The sequence below is a fragment of the Evansella tamaricis genome, assembly GCF_019042215.1.
GTDB classification, from domain to species: domain Bacteria; phylum Bacillota; class Bacilli; order Bacillales; family Salisediminibacteriaceae; genus Evansella; species Evansella tamaricis.
Window position 1 is genome coordinate 1 of the sequence record NZ_JAHQCS010000024.1, and the last position, 3,761, is coordinate 3,761.

Consider the following 3,761-nt stretch of genomic DNA (forward strand, 5'->3'; position numbering starts at 1 on the left):
AGACACTGCGAAGAATGAGCAGATGTCGCACTTGTGCCCGTGGTGAAAGGGAGTGAATTTCGCAAAAATCAACATTGAACGATAACAGAGCCTTTGGAATAAAGAGAGAATGGCATCCTAAATAGAATATCATCCCCCCGTCGACTTTTTTCCAAATTAAAAAAAATTAGCCCTTGCTAGTTACGTAACGTAACAGGATACAATATAGTTATGAAAGTTTTGAAATGGAGGGGATTGATGTTGGGAGATACAATTGGCATGTTTGCTAAAAGAATGAATGTATCGATTCGGACGTTGCGCTATTATGATGAAATTGATCTACTAAAACCCACAAAGACAAATTCTAAAGGGCACAAGTTATACGGTGCGAAGGAACAAAGCGTATTACAGCGAATTCAGGCTTGGAAATTCCTAGGGGTTCCTTTAGAGGATATTAAGGGACTTCTAGATGAATCTAACATTGACTTTTCCCTCACATTATCATTGCAAAAAAAACTGTTGCTAGAACAAAAACAGAGAATGGAAGCGATGATTGATGCTGTGGAGGATGCGCAAACCGTTTTGAAATTGAGTGAAGGAAAAGCGAAAGAGTATATGGAAGTACTTTATATGGTACTGAATACGTACCGATTAGAAAAGGAGCAGAAAAAATTTCTGTTAAAACATTTTCCGACTGAGTGGGTTGACCAATTATATCAGCCATTTGGTATTGACCGGAAGGAACTGATAAAGCATAACACGAACTATTTGTTTCGACTGTTTGAATCTATGAAAAATAATGTTAATCCAACGAGTGAAGAAGTTCAGACAATCATCGAAGGAATGTTAAAAGATGTTCATAGTTTTGTAGATCCTGTAGTCGTTAAAGAAGTTGCCGATAAAATTGAGCTCTTTGAAGAACATGAGCATTTATTTCACTCACCTATACCAGACCCCTTCAAAGAATACATGGACAAAGCTGTTAGCTATTATTATTCCACTGCTGGTTCCAATTGGGAAAATGATTAAAGAAAGATTTGGGAGAAAGAAGGTGTCTATTGTTCAATAATCAGAACCCAAAACCAGAACCCAAAACCAGAGCCCAAAACCAGAACCCAAAACCAGAACCCAAAACCAGAACCCAAAACCAGAACCCAAAACCAGAACCCAAAACCAGAACCCAAAACCAGAACCCAAAACTAGAACCCCGAAAATTGGGAACTTTTTTACTTGATAGGGAGTAGTTACATAGAGAAATAGATTGAAAAGAGGAGCGAAAGGAGCGATTGACTTGGAAGCAATGCTGTCTGTTAATAACGTGGGAAAGTTTTTTAAAGATAAGAAAGTGCTGGATCAAATCTCTTTTGAAGTTCAAAAAGGAGAAATCATGGCAATTCTGGGTCCGAACGGGGCCGGGAAATCCACAACAATCCGGAATATTATGGGGATTATGTATCCGGACGAAGGGACGGTTTCTTTTCATAACAGAAAGGAGATTCCACGGAATAAAATCGGATATCTCCCAGAGGAACGGGGGTTATATAAGAATGTAAAGGTGATGGATATCCTACTATATTTGGCAGATTTAAAGGATTATCCCCTAAAGAAAGCAAGAGAGCGTGCCCTAGAATATCTGAAAAAGTTTGATTTAGAAGGGAAAGAGAATGTATCCGTGGAGGAACTGTCGAAAGGAATGGGGCAGAAGGTTCAGTTTATTGCCTCGGTCCTTCATGAACCGGAGTTACTGATATTGGATGAACCATTCTCTGGACTTGACCCAGTAAGCCAGGAACTTTTCAAGGAAGAAATTCGTAAGCTTGCGAAACAGGGAACGGCCATTTTATTATCATCTCATCAAATGAACTTGGTGGAGGAAATGGCAGATCGACTATTTATGATACATAAGGGGCAAAAGGTGATTTACGGAACGATGGATGAAGTGAAAACGCAATATGCCAATTTCAAATGTACAATCAGGGGCGTGAATGACTTAGCTATGCTGCAACAATTGCCGGATGTTCATCGAGTGGAGCAGAACGAGGGGACTTCCACTTCTGTTCTTTATTTGACGAAGGAAGTTCAGCCTGCTCAATGGCTAAAGAGTTTACCGGACGAGATAAACATCCAGGAGCTGGTTTTTGACCGGATCACACTCCATGAGATCTTTATTGATATTGCCACTGGGAAAAATCTAGTAGTGGAGGCAGGTGATTTGGATGCGTAATACTTGGAAAGTTGCAAAGTGGGAAATCAAGCGAAATATGAAAAATAAAACATTCCTCATAGGAATGTTGTCTACACCAGTGATTTTTATCGGGTTCATGCTATTAGGAAGTTTATTTGGAGGATCAAGTTCCGAGGATACTGATCCAACGGAAGTTTTTGTAAATGACGAAATAGGAGTTTTTGCAGAATTAGAACAGCTGGTCACTGAAAGCAGTCTCGATTGGCACGTCCATCAGACAGATTTATCAGAATCGGAAATAGCAGAAGAAATTGCAGAAAGGGAAAATTCAGCCTTCCTATTTATTAATGAGGATGTGGTACAAGAAGGGACGGTTTCTGTTTTTATAGGTGAGGACGTGGGACCTTTTTTCCGAAACCAACTCAATGTGATAGCACCTTTCCTTCAAGGGATTCAATTGGAACAGCTTGGTATGTCTGAGGAAGAAATGGGGGTTATCGTACGGGGAATAACATTTGTGGATGAAACAGCCTTTGCTGCGGACGACGAAGTGGAGGAATCGGGGGCAGATGCTGATACTGAAGGTAATTTCATGGAACGGTTAATCCCAGGTGCTTTTGCTGGGTTCATCATGGTTTCCATTGTGTTTACTGGAATGGCGATCTTCCAAAGTGCATCGCAGGAAAAGAAAGACAAACTGGCGGAAATTATTTTATCATCATTAACCCCATCGGAATTGATGCAAGGAAAGATTATCGGATATTTTGTACTGGGAATCATTCAGTCAGTAGTATCTTTGGTCTTCATCATACCATTTTTGATTTGGAGATACGATTTACCGATTTTAGAGTATTTATTTGTTCCTGAGTTGGCGGTTCTTCTTTTAGTGGCCGTGCTTGGATTCTTGTTATTTGCAGCTATTTTCGTAGGAATCGGTGCAACAATGGAGGACATTACCACCGCAGGGAACTTCCAAGGTATCGTCATGATGTTGCCATTTTCACCTGCAATCTTCATTGGACCGGTTCTTAGCGACCCTAATGGATTGATGGCGCAAATCGGTACATATATTCCATTTACGAGTCCAGGGGTCATGATTCTTCGACTGACGATGCTAGAAGAATGGCCGTGGGTGGAAGTTATAATCGGTATTGCAATCCTTGCTGTGAGTGTCTGGTTATTTATGAAGCTCGCAGGAAAGATCTTTCAGGTCGGTATATTGATGTATGGGAAAAATGCAACACCTGGAGAGATATGGAAGTGGCTCCGTACTTAATTAGTGGAAAAATGGGTAGAGGGTAGAGTTCCATTACTTGTTCTAGCTTATAATGATATTGCACCAAAATAGAGAGTTTGGGATTTCTGGATATTAAGAATTAAGATGGGTAGTTCGATAGGAAGATGGAGGAACTAGTGCCCGAACGGGAGTGTCGGGCCGGAGATTCGGTAAGAAGATGTCGGATCTTGAGCCCGAACGGATGCGACGTGTTGGTATTCGGTAGGAAGATGTCGGATCTTGTTCCCGAACGGATGAGTCAGCCGGAGATTCGGTAAGAAGTTACCCGAACTAGTGCCCGAACGGGAGGGGATGGATGTA

The 3,761-nt window shown here is 41.1% G+C and carries 3 protein-coding genes; all 3 read left to right on the top strand.

The features are described from left to right. Positions 1-237 precede the first annotated feature (237 nt). The 3 genes from KS419_RS01160 (at position 238) to KS419_RS01170 (ending at position 3,440) form a co-directional block, all read left to right on the top strand. Positions 238-1,008 carry a MerR family transcriptional regulator gene (locus KS419_RS01160; protein ID WP_217064267.1) on the top strand — a complete coding sequence of 257 codons (771 nt, stop codon included), beginning with the start codon at positions 238-240 and terminating at the stop codon, positions 1,006-1,008. 262 nt (positions 1,009-1,270) lie between these two features. After that, positions 1,271-2,203, top strand: a complete 933-nt coding sequence (locus KS419_RS01165; RefSeq protein WP_217064268.1) for an ABC transporter ATP-binding protein — start codon at positions 1,271-1,273, stop codon at positions 2,201-2,203. Continuing rightward, the gene (locus KS419_RS01170) at positions 2,196-3,440 is read left to right on the top strand and encodes an ABC transporter permease (RefSeq protein ID WP_217064269.1); all 1,245 of its coding nucleotides are present in this window, start codon (positions 2,196-2,198) and stop codon (positions 3,438-3,440) included. Before KS419_RS01165 ends, KS419_RS01170 begins: the two co-directional genes overlap by 8 nt. The last annotated feature ends 321 nt before the right edge of the window (positions 3,441-3,761 follow it).

Bases quoted from the DNA above. Each gene is read 5' to 3' on its own strand.
- KS419_RS01170 (WP_217064269.1), top strand. From the start codon at position 2,196: ATGCGTAATACTTGGAAAGTTGCAAAGTGGGAAATCAAGCGAAATATG.
- KS419_RS01160 (WP_217064267.1), top strand. From the start codon at position 238: ATGTTGGGAGATACAATTGGCATGTTTGCTAAAAGAATGAATGTATCG.